A 15,901-nucleotide genomic window follows, 5' to 3' on the forward strand; every position below is an offset into this window, starting at 1 on the left:
CGGGTATTGGCCGCCGTTCAGCGACCGGAGATCACTTGTGTGGTCTGCCGCGCGTAGATCTCGGCGAGGAACTGCTCGACGGCTACCGCCGTATGCGCTGCCCGGGGCGAGCCGAAAATGTCGAAAGCATGCTGCGCCAAGGGCAACTCGGCATAGACCACCGGGCTCGTGCTGGCCTCCCGTAACCGGTCGGCAAATGCGCGGCCCTGCTCCACCGGCACCAACGAATCATTGGTGCCGTGCAGCACGAAAAAGGGGGGCGCATCGGCGGACAGGTACGTCATCGGGGAGGCGTCGCGGTAGGTGTCCGGGAAGCGCCGCCGGCTCTGTTTGAACACGTAGGCCCCCAATGCCGGGGTCAGCAGTGGGTGCAATCCGGTCTCGCCGGTGAAGTCATAGATCCCGTAGAACGGGACCGCGGCCCGCACGCTGGTATCGGCGTCGGCGAAACCCGGCTGGAAACGCGAATCGTTCGCGGTCAACGCGGTCAGGGCGCACAGATGGCCACCCGCGGAGCCGCCGGTCACCGCGACCCAGTCGGGGTCCCCGCCGTAGTCCGCGATGTGCGCTTTGGTCCACGCCAGGGCCCGCTTGACGTCGATGATGTGGTCGGGCCAGGTGGACCGTGGGCTCAGCCGGTAGTTGATCGACACACACACCCAGCCGCGTTCCACCAGGTGGGCCATCAGCGGATGTGCTTGGCCGCGTTTGCTTCCCACCATCCAGGCACCGCCGGGAATCTGCAGCAGTACCGGCGCCCGGCCATCGCGGGGCAGGTCGCGATGCCGCCATATATCGAGGGTGTTGCGGCCGCCGTATTCGCCGTAAGGGATGTCGGAGTCGGTGGCGTAGTCCTGGTAGACCCGCATCATGCGTACCACGCCGGGTGCCTTGGCGATTTCCGCGTCCGGGCCCGGCCGCTTCCACAGGTCCCGGCTTTCGGTGCGTCGTCCCGCACCGAGTTCGGCATCCAGTGCCGCGGTCAGCGGCCTATTGGCGGTACGCCCGGCATAGTTCAGCCCCAACAGGCCCAGCCACGAGATCGCCGACAGCAGCCAGGTGGTCCGCCGAGCCGGCGGGGATAGCCGCCGGCTCACCGCCGCCAAGGCCGCGGACTGGCCGGCGATGAGCTGTAGCGGCAGCTCCGAGGCGAACAGGCCGAAGGCGAACGCATACAGCGACGGATAACCGCGCTTGGTCAGCGGACGGTAGCCATTGATCGTGGTGGCCAGACCGGCCAGCGAGCCGAGCACGGCCAAAAGCCTTCTCATTGCGCTCCTCAGCGTTGTGGGACGACCTGCCCCGGCACCCTACCGAAGCCGGCCGGAGCACCGGGTCTGTGCGGTGGTCAGCCCGCCGGGGTCGCCGATAGCGATCGGGGCGCCGGACCGCGCGAGACCGGGGGACGGGCGTCGACCAGAAACCAGGTGCGCATGACGCCCTTGCCTTTGACGTCGACGTCGCCGCGCTCCTCGAACACGAAGTCATCGTTGAGGCGCTCGTGGACCGCTTGCGGCACCTGGATGCGGTCCTGGGCGCCGGTCGACTCCATCCGGGAGGCAAGATTCACCGCGTCGCCCCACACGTCGTAGAAGAACCGGCGGTTGCCGACGACCCCGGCCACCACCGGCCCGGTGGCCAGTCCGATCCGCAGCGATACCGGCCGGCCCAGCGGATCACGCAGTTCGGCGACGGTTGCGGCGATGTCGAGCGCCAGCCGCGCCAGCGCATGCAGGTGATCCGGTCTCGGGTCGGGAACTCCACTGACCACCATGTAGGAGTCGCCGCTGGTCTTGATCTTCTCCAGGCCGTGCTGATCAACCAGCAGGTCCAGCCCGCTATAGAGCTCATTGAGAAACCCGACCAGTTGGCCCGGGTCGGTCTGGCTGGCCCGCCGGGTGAAGTCGGCGATGTCGGCGAACAACACCGAGGCATCCGGGTAGCTGTCGGCGATCACCTCGACCGCCGGGTTCTTCAGCCGGTCCGCGACCGCCGTGGGCAAGATGTTGGCCAACAGGGCTTCCGAGCGTTCATATTCGGCCTCCATCGCCGCTTCGGCGTGGGAGATCTCGCGCAGCGCGAACCAGACCGTGGCTACCACCATGAAGCAGGCCGAGACCACCACCAGCACGTAGGACAGCCTGTGCAGCCACTCCGGTTGGTGCAGGTTGTCGTCGGGGACCAAGAATTGCAGGGCGATGGTCAGCGCCGCACCGATGCCGGCCACGACGGCGGCCAATTTGATCCGGTCCACGCCCAGAATCAGCACGCTGATCGATGCCGAAGCCAGAAAATAGAACTGGATTCCCGACCCGGTTCCCACCATCCAGCAGACGATGGCGGTCGTCAGATAGGCGATGGCCACGAAGGTCAGGGGAGCGATGAGCTCGCCGTAGCGGTACAACAGCGGGGTCAGGGCCAGCGCGGCGGCGGCGACGAGATTGATCGCGCCGATCCACCAGTAGGCGGGGTCAGCCCAGATCTCCAGCATGCCCCACCCGGCGCTGATGAACGCGGCGAGTCCAGCAGCCACCTTGAGGATCCGCAGCCGCTGCGACAATCGCGCCGCGTAATGGCGGGTGCGGGCCGGTATGCAGTGTGTGCGCCGGTAGGGGCTCTGAGCCTCGGCCGGCACCGCGAGGAACCGCTTGACGGACACAACCGACAGCCTAATCCGGTGAGCTGGGCCGATGGGGGTTTCACCAGCTAGGCGGCCCGCGTCTAGGGTCAGCGGTCATGGTGATGCGTTCCGTCGCGCTGTTCGTGTTGGCGGCCGTCGCGGAGATCGGCGGTGCCTGGCTGGTGTGGCAGGGGGCGCGAGCACCGCGGCCTGCTGTGGGTCGGCGCCGGCGTGACCATGTATTGGCCGCGCTGACGCTCGTCAGCCCACGGGTTCGATCCCCGAACTTGAGATCACGAAGCCGCGGCCAGAGGATTCGAGGGTGCAGGTCACCCCGGTGGCTTCCGATTGGCAAGTGAACGGTCCGGCACCCGCGCTCTGGCCGAACGGAAGAATCGGTTGGTCGGACGGGGGATTAGACAAGCAGTTGACGCCGTCCCGGCAGATCGACAACTCCCCGTCGGTGTCCATCGATACGTGCTGCGGCGGATTTACCGACATGCAGTAAGCCGAATCGGGCAGATCGCCTCGCCGGTAATTGATTTCGCAGTTGATCCCGGCCCGCGTCCCGAAAAACGGCACGAAGGGCAGCTGGCACGATTCGCAGTCGTCGTAACTGGGCTCGCCAACCATCTCTTGCAGCGGGTCGCGTTGCAGAAGGTTGCCGCCGACGCCGCCGTCATGGCCAGATGGCGCGTCGTCGAATTGCCCGCGAGCCTTGGCCGGCACGTGCTTCGTGTCTTCGTTCGACGGCCACAGAAGAAAGCCGACCGACACGCCCAACAGCAGCACCAGCGCACCCAGCACGGCTTTTCTCAAGGGCCCTCCTCGGCTGCCGTAGTCGCGGCGTGCCCGAGTCTAGGTTCGACGGTGTCGGTAGGGGGCGACAATGGCGAATCGTTCGGGACTCGTGGGCTCTTCTTCGTAGGCAAATGGCGAGGACCGAATGCCGTGATGTGATCTGGAGTACGGATGTGCTGCCGCATCGGTAGCCGGGTGGACGGAGCCGTAGCAAACCCGAACCGGCCGAGCGCCCGGGACCACCTTGTTCGGCACGGGGCAGTGCGGTGGTTTCGGTGCGGACACTATGGCGATGGAGGCTGCGGCGCCGCACAGCAGCGCTCCGGCCCGGTCCTGTTGTTTACCAGCGCGAAGTCGGTCGGCGTGCGTGCAGTGAGAACGTCCGCCGACGCGGGCCGTTAGACAGAACGATCAACGACCAAATCCGAACAGGCTCATTATTGATTGAAAAAGATTTGATATGAACGAAAAGAAATACTGGAAGATGTCCAAAAACGGATTGCCACTATCATATCCCTGTGTTCGATCGTATATGCTACCGTTGTCACCAATCAGTTTGCCGTCTGAAGTATAAGATGCAGCTGGACCAGGTTCCCCACTATCGCTAGCGAAAGTGCCGACGTAATCAGCCTCAGCGCTGCCCGCGTTGGGATGGTAATCCGAGTTATTCGTTAGGTCATCCAGAGTGATAGCCAGCGAGGAAACATCGACCGCAGCATCAATCACGGCCGAATGATCACCGAGCTCCACGACCGATGAATGGATGTCCAAATCGGGATCGGAGTCATTGTTAAAATCTCCGTCAACCGAAGATGTGATGGATGGATCGATAAATTCATCAACATCCGATTTGGCCGTCGGTGCAGACGTCAAACATGCTATCGCCAGTCCCAACGAACCGAGGCCCGTGACGGCAGCTGTAGCTCGTGCGTTTCGGCTCACGGCATACGTCACTTGAGCTCCTCCAGGTATCGGTCTATAGATCGCGAATCATTCTCAACTACACAGGTTGAAATCATGTTCTTCTGAGCAAATACTTATCATGGGGTAATCTTGCCTGTCAATCAGCGGTGCTCGCCGCGCCGGGGGTCAACGACACGAACGCACCGCGGAGGCCCCACCGTCGTCATTCAGGCCTGCGGCTACGCAGACGTCGAATATAGTGCCCCACATGGGATGTATTCGTAGACTTTCGTTCGTTGTCGCGATCTTGGTGGCTGCGGCAGCGTCGACCCCGGTGGCCGCGCAGGCGGTACCGGGCGATCCCCAACCGGGATGCGAGTCGAATTTCTGGGGCTCGATGTACTGCGATGGTCCGATCCGTGAGGACGGCACCTGGAAGCGCTGCGCAACCTGGCAGCCCTCTTACGTCCCCGGCGGTAGCTACATCCCCGGCGGCAACAAATGCGACATCATCGACCAGGGCAGCATTCCGTTCGGAACCCCCGACCACCACATCGAAGAGTGAACGTCTAGCCACCGCACGTCGAGGATTTCGGTGAGGCGCTCGTGGTTGAGATGGGCCTACGACCACCGTCTCGCTGGCTACACGCTCACCACGAATGCAGCCCGAAGCGGCGGTTGGTGCCATTAGAGACTGTCGACAAGCCTCATGACCTACAGGAATATCGGTGCTACTTGTGGTGCCCTCGGTGAGATTCGAACTCACACTGCACGGGTTTTGAATCCGTTTCCTCTGCCAGTTGGGATACGAGGGCCCGGCGCTGACGCGCGGCTTCCTACCTTAGACGATGCCCCGCGCTGTTGCTCCAGCCGGCAGCCGCGACAGAATAGGGGGATGACCGACTCCACGTCCGCCAGCAGCCCGCGTCCCGCCCGGCGGGTCCTGATCGCCGAGGATGAGGCGCTGATCCGGCTGGATCTCGCCGAGATGTTGCGCGAGGAGGGCTACGAGGTGGTGGGCGAGGCCGGCGACGGGCAGGAAGCCGTCGAGCTTGCCGAGCTGTTGCGCCCGGACCTGGTGATCCTGGATGTGAAGATGCCGCGCCGCGACGGCATCGACGCGGCCTCCGAGATCGCCGCCAAGCGGATCGCGCCGATCGTCATCCTGACCGCGTTCAGCCAGCGCGATCTGGTGGAACGGGCCCGCGACGCCGGCGCGATGGCCTACCTGGTCAAGCCGTTCACCGCCGGTGACCTGGTCCCGGCCATCGAGCTGGCGGTCAGCCGGGCCGAGGAAATCACGGCGTTGGAGCGCGAGGTCAGCAGCCTGTCCGACCAGCTGGAAACCCGCAAGCTCGTCGAGCGGGCCAAGGGTGTGCTGCAGACCGCGCACGGCTTCACCGAACCCGAGGCCTTCAAGTGGATTCAGCGCGCGGCGATGGATAAGCGGACCACCATGCGGCAGGTGGCCGAAGTGGTGCTGGAAAACGTCGAGGCCCCGGTCAACCCACCGGCCTGACCGCCACGCCACCATCGGCGCTGAGCCCCGTCGCGCTGGTTCAACCAGTACGCTCGATGACGTGCAGCGCAGAATCATGGGCATTGAGACCGAGTTCGGTGTCACCTGCACCTTCCACGGCCATCGGAGGCTGTCGCCCGACGAGGTGGCGCGCTATCTGTTCCGCCGGGTGGTGTCGTGGGGACGTAGCTCGAATGTGTTCCTGCGCAACGGCGCTCGACTGTATCTCGATGTCGGCAGTCATCCGGAGTACGCCACCGCCGAATGCGACAACTTGACTCAGCTGGTCACCCACGACCGGGCCGGTGAACGGGTGCTCGAAGACCTGCTGATCGACGCCGAACAGCGGCTGGCCGATGAGGGCATCGGCGGCGACATCTACCTGTTCAAGAACAACACCGACTCGGCCGGCAACTCCTACGGCTGCCACGAGAACTACCTGATCGTGCGGGCCGGGGAGTTCTCCCGGATCTCCGACGTGCTGCTGCCGTTCCTGGTGACCCGCCAGCTGATCTGCGGCGCCGGCAAGGTGCTGCAGACCCCCAAGGCCGCCACGTTCTGCCTGTCCCAGCGTGCCGAACACATCTGGGAAGGCGTCTCCAGCGCCACCACCCGGTCGCGGCCGATCATCAATACCCGCGACGAGCCGCATGCCGACGCCGAGAAGTACCGGCGCCTGCACGTCATCGTCGGCGACTCGAACATGTCCGAGACCTCGACCCTGCTCAAGGTGGGCAGCGCCGCGCTGGTGCTGGAGATGATCGAGGCCGGGGTGTCCTTCCGGGACTTCTCGTTGGACAACCCGATCCGGGCGATCCGCGAGGTCAGCCATGACGTCACCGGCCGGCGGCCGGTACGGCTGGCCGGCGGGCGCCAAGCCGGCGCCCTGGACATCCAGCGCGAGTACTACGGGCGGGCCGTGGAGTACGTGCAGACCCGGGCCAGCAACCCCCAGCTCGAGCAGGTCATCGATTTGTGGGGCCGCCAGCTTGACGCCGTCGAAACCCAGGACTTCGCCAAGGTGGACACCGAGATCGACTGGGTGATCAAGCGAAAGCTGTTCCAGCGCTACCAGGATCGCTACAACATGGAGCTGTCCGATCCCAAGATCGCCCAGCTGGACCTGGCCTATCACGACATCAAGCGCGGGCGTGGAGTGTTCGATCTGCTGCAGCGCAAGGGCTTGGCCACCCGGGTCACCACCGACGAAGACGTCGACGAAGCCGTCGACACCCCGCCGCAAACCACCCGCGCCAAACTGCGCGGCGAATTCATCAGTGCCGCACAGGCAGCCGGCCGCGACTTCACCGTCGACTGGGTGCACCTCAAGCTCAACGACCAGGCCCAGCGCACCGTGCTGTGCAAAGACCCGTTCCGCTCGGTCGACGAGCGGGTCAAGCGCCTGATCGCCAGCATGTAGCGAACCAGCGATGACCCGGCTCAGCGGCCTGGCCGCGCTCATCCCGTTGGGTATCGCGCTGACCGTGGCGCCGGCCGCGCACGCCGACGCCGTCGTCACGTGTCAGTTCAGCGTGGCCAAGCCGTTCGTCTACTCGGTCAACGGGGCCGACTACATGGGCAGCCGGGTCGACGTCAGCGACTGCCGGAGCGACCGGCCCGCTGCACGGCTGACCTTCCAGATGCACCTGACCGCCTCCGGTGCGCCGCTGGAGCTGGCCGGTCCGTCGCACACCCTCACCTACACCGAGACCCGCGACGTGCACAACGGCGACAGCTTCTCGGTGACCTTCCCCAACGACGACCGGCTGATGCCGCTGTACCCGGGCGTCTACGGCGCGAAAGTGGCGGTGCGCACGGACGTCGCGGACGAACCGCCCACCGATGACCCGCGATTCTCGGACTACCAGTGCAGCACCTGGGACTTCCCAGGAATGACATGCGCACCCGCGGCCTGTACCTGAACAACCCCGCAACCTGCGAGCCTTATCCTGTCTTGTCATGGCGACCGCGAAAGTCGAGCGACTCCTCAATCTCGTCATCGCGTTGCTGGCCACCCGCAGCTACCTGACCGCCGAGAAGATCCGGGCCACCGTAGTCGGCTACGGCGACAGCCCCAGCGACGACGCGTTCTCGCGGATGTTCGAGCGCGACAAGAACGAGCTACGTGACCTGGGCATTCCGCTGGAGACCGGCAAAGTGTCGGGGTTCGACACGGTGGAGGGCTACCGGATCAACCCCGACACGTACGCGCTGCCGGCGATTGACCTGACCCGCGAAGAGGCCGCCGCGGTCGCGGTCGCGGTGCAGCTGTGGCAGTCCCCGGAGTTGCGCGCCAACGCCGAGGGCGCCGTCGCCAAACTGCATGCCGCCGGTGTCGAGGTGGACCCGAATCAAGCCGACGTGCTGGTGGCGCCGCCGACCGCTCTGCCGGGAATTCACCGGGCCGAACCGGCGCTGGGCGCGTTGATGGATGCCGTGCAGGCGGGCCAGGCCGTGCAGTTCGAGCACCGCCCCTCACCGGTCGAGCCGTATGTCACCCGCACCGTCGAACCGTGGGGAGTGGTCGCCCACGCCGGCCGCTGGTATCTGGTGGGCCATGACCGCGACCGCAACGCGGTACGTACCTTCCGGATGTCGCGGATCGCGCCGGAGGTGCGGCCGATCGGGCCGCCCGACGCCGTCGCCCGACCCGACACCGCCGATCTGCGCGCCATCGTCGCCGACGCCGTCGGCGATGCCCCCAGCGGGCTGCAGGCCCGGATCTGGGTCGCCGATGGCCGCGCCGTGGCGCTGCGCCGGGCCGGCACGGTACTGGCCCGTCAGGCTCTTGCCGGCCGCGACGGCGACCTCATCGGCGTCGACATGGGAACCCATGACCGGCTGGCCCGGGAGATCGCTGGCTATGGGGCCGACGCCGTCGTCGTGGACCCGCCGTCGCTGCGCGACGATGTGGTGGCGCGCTTGAGTGCTCGCGTGGGGGAGGTGCCGGTGTGACCCAGCTGTCGAAACGCCTGGTCCGGCTGCTGAATATGGTGCCGTATCTGAAGGCTCGCCCCGGGATCAGCAAGGAGCAGGCCGCCGCCGAACTCGGCGTGAGCCTCAGCCAGCTGCAGAGCGATCTGGAGCAGCTGGTGATGTGCGGCCTGCCCGGCTACGGGCCCGGCGAGCTGATCGACGTGACGTTCTACGAAGACCGCCTGGACGTGTTCGAATCCGCCGGCGTCGATCGTCCGCTGCGACTGACGTCGCGGGAAGCCACCGCCATGCTGATGGCATTGCGCACCCTGGTCGATATGCCCGGCATCGTCGACCCCCGGGCCGCCCGCAGCGCGATCGCCAAGATCGAGGAGGCCGCTGGAGCCGCGGCACCAGCGTCGCCCGCCTCCGCCGTGCACGACGAGTCGGCCGCCGACTTTGCCCGACAAGACGTCGTCCGCGACGGCGTCCAGCAACACCGAGCCCTGGCGATCGACTACTACGCGGCATCGCGAGACAGCGTGTCGCAGCGGATCGTGGATCCGATCCGGGTGGTGCTGATCGGCGCGCACAGTTACCTGGAGGCGTGGTGCCGCGAGTCCGAGGGAGTGCGATTGTTCCGGTTCGACCGCATTGACGACGCCCGGCTCCTCGACGAGCCGTCGGCGCCGCCCGAACCGGCGCGGCGGGCCGAAACCGACACCTCACTGTTCGACGCCGACCCGTCACTGCCGGTGGCCATCATGCGAGTGGCCCCGTCGGCGGCGTGGATGTTCGAGTACTACCCGATGCAGGCCCTCGGCGAGCTTGCCGAGGGCTGGCGTGAAGCCCAACTGACCTACGCCTCCGAGGAGTGGCTGATCCGGCTGCTGCTCGGTATGGGCGACGAGGTGCAGGTGGTGGCGCCGGAATCGGTGGTTGCCGGCGTGCGCGAGGCCTCGGTGGCCGCGTTGGCGATGTATGAGCAGGTGCGCCCTTGACGCTGTACAGCGTCGGAGCCCTGGTAGCCGACATCACCTTCCTGGCCCTGATGGTAGGAGTTGTGGTGGGCATCGTTTTCCTGCTCAAGGCCAAGGCGAAGAACGCTGGTCAGCCACCCATGACGGCGAACTGGTATCCCGATCCGGCTGACCCCGAGCTGCTGCGCTACTTCGATGGTCACAGCTGGACGGAGACCACCCGGCCCCGGGATGCACCGCCGGGTTGATGCGGCGGTTCCAGCTTCGCCTCTCCTTCGTCGAGCCTCGCTGAACCACCGGGTTGATGCGGCGGTTCCAGCTTCGCCTCTCCTTCGTCGAGCCTCGCTGAACCACCGGGTTCCTGAGCTGCGGTAGCATCGTGACGACGTCTGGAGGTAACCAAAGTGAACGCTTTAGGACCGTCGCACCTGGCGATCCTCGCCGTCGCCGTGATCATTCTGTTCGGCGCCAAGCGACTGCCCGATGCGGCACGCTCGCTCGGTAAGTCGCTGCGCATCTTCAAGTCCGAGGTCCGCGAGCTGCAGAACGAGAGCAAGCCGGATTCGACTGCCACCTCGACCACCGTCCAGTCCGAGCGGGTCGATCCGCCGGCGGCCGGCGGCCAGTCGGCGTAACCCGGTCCGCCGTCGCGGCGACCGCGCCCCATTCGACTGTGCGCACGCTCGGAGTTCTGCGGCGGCTCGACCCCCGTCAGCGGCGTAGCCGCACCAATCCCGACGGGACGATGTCGCTCGTCGACCACCTGCGGGAGCTACGTACCCGGCTGCTGATCTCGATGGCCGCGATCGTGCTCACCACGATCGTCGGCTTCATCTGGTACACCCAACCGCTGTTCGGGCTGGAAAGCCTCGGCGAATGGCTGCGGCACCCCTACTGCGAGCTGCCGGCCTCAGCGCGCGCGTCGATCGCGCCCGACGGGCAGTGCCGGCTGCTGGCCACCGCGCCGTTCGACCAGTTCATGCTGCGACTCAAAGTGGGCTTAGCCGCCGGAATCGTGCTGGCCTGCCCGGTCTGGTTCTACCACCTGTGGGCGTTCATCACTCCCGGCCTCTACCGCAAAGAGCGGCGCTTCGCGGTGGTGTTCGTCGTCTCGGCGGCCGTGCTGTTCGTCACCGGCGCCATCCTGGCCTACCTGGTGCTGGCCAAGGCGCTCGGCTTTCTGCTGACCGTCGGCAGCGACGTCCAGGTGACCGCACTGTCCGGCGACCGGTATTTCGGGTTCCTGCTGAACCTGCTGGTGGTTTTCGGGATCAGCTTCGAGTTCCCGCTGCTGATCGTGATGCTCAACATGGTCGGCGTGATCAGTTATGCCCGGCTCAAGGAGTGGCGGCGCGGACTGATCTTCGCGATGTTCGTGTTCGCCGCATTCTTCACCCCGGGCTCGGACCCGTTCTCGATGATCGTGCTGGGTAGCACGCTGACCCTGTTGCAGGAGTTCGCCATCCAGATCGCCCGGCTGCACGACAAGCGCAAGGCCAAGCGGGAGGCGGCCACCGCGCTTGCCGACGACCAGGCCTCGCCCATCCAAGCGCCCACACCCGTCACCGCGCCGCATGAGTAGTCCGCCGGAGACGCCCGGACAGACCGAGCTGAGCCGGTTCACCGCGGAACTGCCCTTCGGACTCGACGGCTTTCAGCGTCGGGCCTGCGAGGCCCTGCAGGACGGTCGGGGAGTGCTGGTGTGCGCCCCCACCGGCGCCGGTAAGACCGTCGTCGGCGAGTTCGCGGTCCACCTGGCCCTGGCCGGCGGCGGAAAGTGCTTCTACACCACCCCGATCAAGGCGCTGAGCAACCAGAAGCACACCGACCTGGTGGCCCGGTACGGCAAGGACCGGGTGGGGCTGTTAACCGGTGACCTGTCGATCAACGCGAATGCGCCGGTGGTGGTGATGACCACCGAAGTGCTGCGCAACATGCTGTATGCGAATTCTCCTGCACTGCAAGGTCTTTCCCACGTAGTCATGGACGAAGTGCACTTCCTGGCAGACCGGATGCGCGGTGCGGTGTGGGAAGAGGTCATTCTGCACCTGCCCGAGGAGGTGCGGCTGGTCAGCCTCTCGGCGACGGTCAGCAACGCCGAGGAATTCGGCGGCTGGATTCAGACGGTCCGCGGCGACACCTCCGTCGTGGTCGACGAACACCGCCCCGTGCCGTTGTGGCAGCACATGATGGTCGGCAAGCGGCTCTTCGATCTGTTCGGGGCCCGGCCGGACTCCGATGCCCGCGCCGCGGGGGGCCGGCCCCGTGTGGACCCCGAATTGTTGCGCCACATCGCCCACCGCCGGGAAGCCGACCGGCTCACCGACTGGGGCAGCTCCCGTCGCCAACGGCACGGCGGCTCGGGCCGACCCGATCGGCCGACCTACCGGCCGCCGATGCGCCCGGACGTGATCGCGGTGCTGAACTCCGCGGGTCTGCTGCCGGCGATCACCTTCGTGTTCTCCCGGGCCGGCTGCGACGCCGCGGTTAAGCAGTGCCTGCGCTCCCCGCTGCGGCTGACCACCGAATCCGAGCGGGCCCGCATCGCCGAGGTGATCGACCATCGCTGCGGTGATCTGGCCGATGACGACCTGGACGTGCTGGGTTACTACGAATGGCGCGAGGGGCTGCTGCGCGGCCTGGCCGGCCACCACGCCGGGCTGTTGCCGGTGTTCCGGCACACCGTCGAAGAGTTGTTCGCCGCGGGTTTGGTCAAGGCCGTGTTCGCCACCGAAACCCTGGCGTTGGGCATCAACATGCCGGCCCGCACGGTGGTGCTCGAACGGCTGGTGAAGTTCAACGGTGAGCAGCACGCCGCGCTGACGCCGGGGGAGTACACCCAGCTGACCGGCCGGGCCGGCCGGCGTGGCATCGACGTCGAAGGCCATGCGGTGGTGCTGTGGCACCCCGGGGAGAGCACCGCCGATCCCGACCAGGTCGCCGGGCTGGCATCCACCCGTACCTTCCCGCTGCGCAGCTCGTTCGCGCCGTCGTACAACATGACCATCAACCTGGTTCAGCACATGGGACCCGAGCAGGCCCACCAGCTGCTGGAGCAGTCGTTCGCCCAGTTCCAGGCCGACCGGTCGGTCGTCGGCCTGGTGCGCAGCGCCGAGCGCGGCGAGCGCTCCCTGGATGAGATCGCCGCCGAGTTCGGCGGGCGCGACTCGGCAGTGCTCGACTACGCCCGGCTGCGGGCGAAGATCTCCGAACGCGAACGCGCCCAGGCGCGGGCCTCGCGCGTGCAGCGGCGCCGGGCCGCCAGTGATGCGCTGGCGGAGCTGCGTCGCGGCGACATCATCAACCTCAGTCACGGCCGTCGCGGTGGTTTGGCGGTGGTGTTGCAGGCCGATCGGGATGCCGATGAACCGAGGCCGCTGGTGCTCACCGAGCATCGCTGGGCCGGCCGCATCTCCTCGGCCGACTATTCGGGCGCGGTCCCGCCGATCGGCACTATGAGCCTGCCCAAACGAGTGGAGCACCGCCAGCCGCGGGTCCGCCGCGACCTGGCCTCGGCACTGCGATCCGCGGCCGCCGGGCTCGATGTACCCAGCTCGCGCAAACGCCGCGGCGACGCAGCTGACGCGCCGGCGGATCCGGAGCTGGCGGCCCTGCGCCAGCGCATGCGCGACCACCCCGTTCACGACGCGCCGGATCGCGAAGCCCAGGTGCGTGTCGCCGAGCGCTATCTGCGAGTGGAGGCCGACACCGCGCAGTTGCGCAGGAAGGTCGAGGCGGCCACCAATTCGCTGGCGCGCACCTTCGACCGGATCGTGGGCCTGCTGTCCGAACGCGGGTTTATCGAAGGCAGCCCTGGCGAAGGCGACCCCACGGTCACCGACGACGGCCGGATGCTGGCCCGAATCTACAGCGAGAGCGACCTTTTGGTTGCCGAGTGTCTTCGCACCGGGGCGTGGCAGGGCCTCAAGCCCCCGGAACTGGCTGCGGTGGTCTCGGCGGTGCTCTATGAAACCCGCGGCGCTGACGGCCCCGGCGGACCGCCGACCCTGCAGGCGCCCACCGAAGCCGTGCGCCGGGCGCTGCACCAGACCCGCAAGCACTCGGCGGCATTGCGGGCCGACGAGCGCCGCCATGGCATCAACCCGACCCGCGAACCCGACGACGGGTTCGTCGCCGCGGTCTACCGGTGGGCCCGCAGCGGCGATCTGGCTTCGGCACTGGCCGCCAGCGACGCGGCCGGCGGGGGTACGCCGCTGTCGGCGGGTGATTTCGTGCGCTGGTGCCGGCAAGTGCTCGACCTGCTGGATCAGCTGCGGAATGCGGCACCCAGTCCGGAGTTGCGGGCCACCGCAAAACAGGCGATCGACACGGTTTTGCGTGGGGTCGTTGCGGTTGACGCCGGGTAGGCTGGTCCGGGCGCTACGGTGGAGAGCCGGCGGTGATCAGCACCCGCTACGTGAGAGGACTTGAGGAACAACGATGAGCGGACCGCAGGGATACGACCCGACGCAGCCGTGGCAGCCTCAGCAGCCCGGGCAGCCCGAGGACCAGGGCGCCGGACAGGGTCCCGCGACCGGCGCTGAGCAGCAGTGGCAGCCTCCGGCCTACACGCCACAGCAGTACCCCCAATACCCCCAGCAGGGCGCGTACCCGTCGGCGCCGCAGCAATATCCCGGCTACCCGCAGCCCGAGCAGTACGGTCAGCCGTCTGCGTACGGCCAGCCTGGCCAGTACGGCCAGCCGTCGCCGTATGGTCAGCCCGGCCAGTACGGTCAGCCGGGGCAATACGGCCAGCCGGGCCAGTACGGTCAGTACCCGCAGCAGCCGGGTCAGTACCCCGCACCGGGCACCGCCACCAAGCGCCCGTCCGGGCTGGTCGGCTCGGTGCTCGCCGGGTGTGTCGGCATCGCCGTGCTGGTGCTGCTGGTGTTGGGCTTCTGGAAGCCCGGTTTCTTCGTGACCACCAAGCTCGACATCGATAAGGCCCAGGAAGGCGTGCAGCAGATCCTGGCCGACCAGACCAACGGCTACGGCGCCAAGAACGTCAAGGACGTCCGCTGCAACAACGGGCAGAGCCCGGTGGTCAAGCAGGGCGACACCTTCAACTGCGAGGTCAGCATCGATGGGACCAAGCGTCAGGTGACGGTCACGTTCCAGGACAACTCGGGCACCTACGAGGTCGGCCGGCCCAAGTAGGCCTCAGTCCGGCAGCGTGTCGAGTGCCCGCTGCAGGCGAGCGATCGAGGACTCCACGCCGTACCGCTGTGCCAGTTCGGCGACTCGGGCGGTGTCGGCGGCGGTGCGGGGCAGCACATCCGACGGTGTCGACAGCGTGACCGGCGCGTCGGTGGCTACCCGCACCACCGGACCGGCGGCCTCGATGTAGTCCTGCCCGGCCTGCAGTTTGGCCCGAACCCCCTTGGCCAGAGGCGATCCCGGGTCAGCGGCGGCAGCCAGCACCGCCGCCAGCGAGCCGTACTGGGTCAGTAGGTCGGCTGCCGTCTTCTCACCGATGCCGGCCACCCCGGGCAACCCATCGGAGGGGTCGCCGCGCAGCAGCGCCATTTCGGCGTAGGCAGCCCCGGCCCGCTCCGGCGGCAGGCTGTAACGCTGCGCCACCTCATCGGGGCCGAACAGCGTCGCTTTGGCCAGACCTTGGCCTAGGTAGAGCACCGACACCGGGACCGGCTGATCGGTAACCACCTGCAGCAGGTCGCGATCACCGCTGACGACGATCACCGGGTCACGCTGTTCGGCCGCCGCCAAGGTGCCCAGCACGTCATCGGCTTCGAAGTCGGGCGCTCCACCCGTGGTGATGCCGAACGCATCGAGCAGCTCGGCAATCATCTCGACCTGCGGGCTCAGCTCGTCGGGCACCTCTTCGACAGCTGTGCCCGCGATCGGCTCGGCCCCTGCTTCGGCCACCCGGTGGGCCTTGTAGGACGGGATGAGGTCCACCCGCCACTGCGGCCGCCAGTCCAGATCCAGACAGACCACCAGCCGTCCGGGGCACTGGCGGGTGATCAGGGTGGCCACCGAGTCGAAGAAGCCGCGCACCGCGTTCACCGGCCGGCCGTCGGGTGCGGTGATCGAGGACGGCACCCCGAAGTAGGAGCGGAACCACATACTGGCGCCGTCGAGCAGCAACACGGGAGCGGGCATGGTTGCCAGGCTAAAGCGTGCGGATGTCTGGCTCCGCCG

The 15,901-nt window shown here is 67.2% G+C and carries 16 protein-coding genes, 1 tRNA gene and 1 pseudogene; 12 read left to right on the forward strand and 6 right to left on the reverse strand.

Going from position 1 to position 15,901, the window contains the following annotated elements:
• Positions 1-17 precede the first annotated feature (17 nt).
• Entirely contained in the window at positions 18-1,271 is a 1,254-nt protein-coding gene (locus BN4346_RS37440; RefSeq protein WP_078058676.1) for an alpha/beta hydrolase, read from the reverse strand.
• 77 nt (positions 1,272-1,348) lie between these two features.
• The gene (locus BN4346_RS37445) at positions 1,349-2,659 is read right to left on the reverse strand and encodes an adenylate/guanylate cyclase domain-containing protein (protein WP_067973467.1); all 1,311 of its coding nucleotides are present in this window, start codon (positions 2,657-2,659) and stop codon (positions 1,349-1,351) included.
• Positions 2,660-2,736: 77 nt separating this feature from the next.
• Here BN4346_RS37445 and BN4346_RS37450 point away from each other — a divergent pair.
• Positions 2,737-2,854 (forward strand): annotated as a pseudogene (locus BN4346_RS37450) (YnfA family protein); the annotation flags it as partial.
• 27 nt (positions 2,855-2,881) lie between these two features.
• Here the strand turns inward: BN4346_RS37450 and BN4346_RS37455 are convergent.
• Together BN4346_RS37455 and BN4346_RS47735 are read right to left on the reverse strand one after the other, a co-directional pair.
• Positions 2,882-3,439: a hypothetical protein gene (locus BN4346_RS37455; RefSeq protein WP_154677603.1), complete on the reverse strand. Its 558-nt coding sequence runs from the start codon at positions 3,437-3,439 to the stop codon at positions 2,882-2,884.
• Positions 3,440-3,832: 393 nt separating this feature from the next.
• The gene (locus BN4346_RS47735; protein WP_154677604.1) at positions 3,833-4,375 is read right to left on the reverse strand and encodes a hypothetical protein; all 543 of its coding nucleotides are present in this window, start codon (positions 4,373-4,375) and stop codon (positions 3,833-3,835) included.
• Between the two features lie 217 nt (positions 4,376-4,592).
• Between BN4346_RS47735 and BN4346_RS37460 the strand changes: the two genes are divergently transcribed.
• Entirely contained in the window at positions 4,593-4,889 is a 297-nt protein-coding gene (locus BN4346_RS37460; RefSeq protein WP_154677605.1) for a CDGP domain-containing protein, read from the forward strand.
• 173 nt (positions 4,890-5,062) lie between these two features.
• Here the strand turns inward: BN4346_RS37460 and BN4346_RS37465 are convergent.
• Positions 5,063-5,139 (reverse strand) — tRNA-Leu (locus tag BN4346_RS37465).
• Positions 5,140-5,219: 80 nt separating this feature from the next.
• On the opposite strand from BN4346_RS37465, the gene BN4346_RS37470 reads away from it, so the two are divergent.
• The 10 genes from BN4346_RS37470 (at position 5,220) to BN4346_RS37520 (ending at position 14,896) form a co-directional block, all read left to right on the forward strand.
• Positions 5,220-5,843 (forward strand): ANTAR domain-containing response regulator, encoded by a 624-nt coding sequence (locus BN4346_RS37470; protein WP_067973476.1) that lies wholly within the window; start codon positions 5,220-5,222, stop codon positions 5,841-5,843.
• A gap of 61 nt (positions 5,844-5,904) precedes the next feature.
• Positions 5,905-7,263, forward strand: a complete 1,359-nt coding sequence (gene pafA / locus BN4346_RS37475; RefSeq protein ID WP_096867537.1) for a Pup--protein ligase — start codon at positions 5,905-5,907, stop codon at positions 7,261-7,263.
• Between the two features lie 10 nt (positions 7,264-7,273).
• Complete coding sequence (locus tag BN4346_RS37480) at positions 7,274-7,765, forward strand: hypothetical protein (protein WP_067973480.1); 492 nt, start codon at positions 7,274-7,276, stop codon at positions 7,763-7,765.
• 37 nt (positions 7,766-7,802) lie between these two features.
• Positions 7,803-8,798, forward strand: coding sequence for a helix-turn-helix transcriptional regulator (locus tag BN4346_RS37485; RefSeq protein WP_067973482.1), 996 nt, complete (start codon positions 7,803-7,805; stop codon positions 8,796-8,798).
• On the forward strand, positions 8,795-9,760 hold the full coding sequence (locus tag BN4346_RS37490; protein WP_067973485.1) for a helix-turn-helix transcriptional regulator: 966 nt from the start codon (positions 8,795-8,797) through the stop codon (positions 9,758-9,760). The genes BN4346_RS37485 and BN4346_RS37490 overlap by 4 nt, the downstream gene beginning before the upstream one ends.
• Complete coding sequence (locus BN4346_RS37495) at positions 9,757-9,987, forward strand: DUF2510 domain-containing protein (RefSeq protein WP_067973492.1); 231 nt, start codon at positions 9,757-9,759, stop codon at positions 9,985-9,987. Before BN4346_RS37490 ends, BN4346_RS37495 begins: the two co-directional genes overlap by 4 nt.
• Before the next feature lie 156 nt (positions 9,988-10,143).
• Positions 10,144-10,374 carry a Sec-independent protein translocase subunit TatA gene (gene tatA, locus BN4346_RS37505; protein WP_046284045.1) on the forward strand — a complete coding sequence of 77 codons (231 nt, stop codon included), beginning with the start codon at positions 10,144-10,146 and terminating at the stop codon, positions 10,372-10,374.
• Between the two features lie 38 nt (positions 10,375-10,412).
• Positions 10,413-11,321: a twin-arginine translocase subunit TatC gene (gene tatC / locus BN4346_RS37510; protein ID WP_067973494.1), complete on the forward strand. Its 909-nt coding sequence runs from the start codon at positions 10,413-10,415 to the stop codon at positions 11,319-11,321.
• Positions 11,314-14,106 (forward strand): DEAD/DEAH box helicase, encoded by a 2,793-nt coding sequence (locus BN4346_RS37515; protein ID WP_067973496.1) that lies wholly within the window; start codon positions 11,314-11,316, stop codon positions 14,104-14,106. The genes tatC and BN4346_RS37515 overlap by 8 nt, the downstream gene beginning before the upstream one ends.
• Positions 14,107-14,179: 73 nt before the next feature.
• Positions 14,180-14,896, forward strand: a complete 717-nt coding sequence (locus tag BN4346_RS37520) for a DUF4333 domain-containing protein (protein WP_067973499.1) — start codon at positions 14,180-14,182, stop codon at positions 14,894-14,896.
• 3 nt (positions 14,897-14,899) lie between these two features.
• Here the strand turns inward: BN4346_RS37520 and BN4346_RS37525 are convergent, their stop codons facing one another.
• Entirely contained in the window at positions 14,900-15,862 is a 963-nt protein-coding gene (locus BN4346_RS37525; protein WP_067973502.1) for a 5'-3' exonuclease, read from the reverse strand.
• Positions 15,863-15,901 lie beyond the last annotated feature (39 nt).

This window comes from Mycolicibacter icosiumassiliensis, from assembly GCF_900078685.2.
In the GTDB taxonomy this organism is placed as follows: domain Bacteria; phylum Actinomycetota; class Actinomycetes; order Mycobacteriales; family Mycobacteriaceae; genus Mycobacterium; species Mycobacterium icosiumassiliensis.

Bases quoted from the DNA above. Each gene is read 5' to 3' on its own strand.
- BN4346_RS37520 (WP_067973499.1), top strand. From the start codon at position 14,180: ATGAGCGGACCGCAGGGATACGACCCGACGCAGCCGTGGCAGCCTCAG.
- BN4346_RS37515 (WP_067973496.1), top strand. From the start codon at position 11,314: ATGAGTAGTCCGCCGGAGACGCCCGGACAGACCGAGCTGAGCCGGTTC.
- BN4346_RS37460 (WP_154677605.1), top strand. From the start codon at position 4,593: ATGGGATGTATTCGTAGACTTTCGTTCGTTGTCGCGATCTTGGTGGCT.
- BN4346_RS37440 (WP_078058676.1), bottom strand. From the start codon at position 1,271: ATGAGAAGGCTTTTGGCCGTGCTCGGCTCGCTGGCCGGTCTGGCCACC.
- BN4346_RS37525 (WP_067973502.1), bottom strand. From the start codon at position 15,862: ATGCCCGCTCCCGTGTTGCTGCTCGACGGCGCCAGTATGTGGTTCCGC.
- BN4346_RS37480 (WP_067973480.1), top strand. From the start codon at position 7,274: ATGACCCGGCTCAGCGGCCTGGCCGCGCTCATCCCGTTGGGTATCGCG.
- BN4346_RS37470 (WP_067973476.1), top strand. From the start codon at position 5,220: ATGACCGACTCCACGTCCGCCAGCAGCCCGCGTCCCGCCCGGCGGGTC.
- BN4346_RS37485 (WP_067973482.1), top strand. From the start codon at position 7,803: ATGGCGACCGCGAAAGTCGAGCGACTCCTCAATCTCGTCATCGCGTTG.